The sequence below is a fragment of the Ruegeria sp. YTSC192 genome, from assembly GCF_059609705.1.
This window is the reverse complement of the sequence record NZ_JBXWMG010000025.1, coordinates 1-1,697: the sequence shown is the minus strand read 5'-3', so window position 1 is coordinate 1,697 and position 1,697 is coordinate 1. Positions and strand designations below refer to the sequence as shown.

The window sequence follows — 1,697 nt, the reverse complement described above, 5'->3', positions numbered from 1 at the left end:
ATGAAGGTACTTGTGCCTGTCAAGCGCGTGATCGACTATAATGTGAAGGTCCGTGTGAAAGCGGACGGTAGCGGTGTTGATCTCGCCAATGTAAAGATGTCGATGAACCCGTTCGACGAGATTGCAGTTGAAGAGGCGATCCGCCTGAAAGAAGCGGGCAAGGCTGACGAAGTCGTTGCTGTTTCGATCGGCGTGAAGCAGGCGCAGGAGACGCTGCGGACTGCTCTGGCCATGGGTGCGGACCGGGCGATTCTGGTTGTGGCTGCGGATGACGTCCACACGGATATCGAGCCTCTGGCCGTTGCGAAAATCCTGGCCAAAGTGGTCGAGGAAGAGCAGCCGGGCATCGTTCTGGCGGGCAAGCAGGCGATCGACAACGACATGAACGCCACCGGTCAGATGCTGTCGGCCCTGCTGGGCTGGAGCCAAGGCACCTTCGCGTCCGAGCTGGACATTGAAGGCGACACCGCCAAGATCACCCGTGAGGTTGACGGCGGTCTGCAGACCATCAACGTCAAGATGCCAACCATCGTGACCGTTGACCTGCGCCTGAACGAGCCGCGCTATGCGTCGCTGCCCAACATCATGAAGGCGAAGAAAAAGCCGCTGGATGAGAAAACCGCCGCCGACTACGGCGTCGATGTCACTCCGCGTCTGGAAATCGTCAAAACCGATGAGCCGCCGGCCCGTGCCGCTGGTATCGTCGTCGGCTCGGTTGATGAGCTGGTCTCGAAACTCAAAGAAGCGGGGGCTGTGTAATGGCTGTACTTCTGCTTGCCGAAGTCAACAATGGCGAACTGGCGCTGGACGCCACCGCCAAGGCCGTGGCCGCCGCAAAATCGCTGGGTGACGTGACCGTTCTGGCCGCGGGTGGTTCTGCCGCTGCGGCCGGTGAGGCTGCTGCCAAGATCGACGGTGTATCCAAGGTTCTGGTTGCCGAAGACGAGTCGCTGGGCCACCGCCTGGCGGAATCGACCGCAGCGCTGATCGTAGGTCTGGCCGATGGCTATGAGCACATCGTTGCCCCTGCCACCACCGACGCCAAGAACGTCATGCCGCGCGTTGCTGCGTTGCTGGACGTGATGGTGATCTCGGATGCGTCCGGCGTGGTTGACGGCTCGACTTTCGAGCGCCCGATCTATGCGGGCAACGCGATCCAGACCGTAAAATCCTCGGACGCCAAGAAGGTCATCACCTTCCGCACCGCGTCCTTTGATGCGGCAGGTGAAGGCGGTTCGGCTGCGGTTGAGACCATCTCGGTCGGCGAAAACCCCGGCCTGTCGTCCTGGGTCGAGGACAAGGTGGCCGAGAGCGACCGCCCCGAGCTGACCTCGGCTGGTGTTGTTGTTTCGGGCGGCCGTGGTGTCGGCTCGGAAGAAGACTTCAAACTGATCGAGACCCTGGCCGACAAGCTGGGCGCCGCTGTTGGCGCGTCGCGTGCCGCCGTGGACTCGGGCTATGCCCCGAACGACTGGCAGGTCGGTCAGACCGGTAAGGTTGTTGCACCCGACTTGTATGTCGCTGTCGGCATCTCGGGCGCGATCCAGCACCTGGCGGGTATGAAGGACTCGAAGGTCATCGTTGCGATCAACAAAGACGAAGAAGCGCCGATCTTCCAGGTCGCCGACTTTGGTCTGGTTGCAGACCTGTTCCAGGCCGTGCCCGAACTGACTGAAAAACTCGGCTGATATCGGATA

Annotated in this window: 2 protein-coding genes; both read left to right on the top strand. The window is 61.2% G+C overall.

All coding sequences use genetic code 11. From position 1 onward, the window contains the following. Window positions 1–759, top strand: a complete 759-nt coding sequence (locus tag AC2FD8_RS19680) for an electron transfer flavoprotein subunit beta/FixA family protein (protein ID WP_170463230.1) — start codon at window positions 1–3, stop codon at window positions 757–759. Then, the gene (locus tag AC2FD8_RS19675) at window positions 759–1,688 is read left to right on the top strand and encodes an electron transfer flavoprotein subunit alpha/FixB family protein (RefSeq protein WP_496858958.1); all 930 of its coding nucleotides are present in this window, start codon (window positions 759–761) and stop codon (window positions 1,686–1,688) included. The genes AC2FD8_RS19680 and AC2FD8_RS19675 overlap by 1 nt, the downstream gene beginning before the upstream one ends. Window positions 1,689–1,697 lie beyond the last annotated feature (9 nt).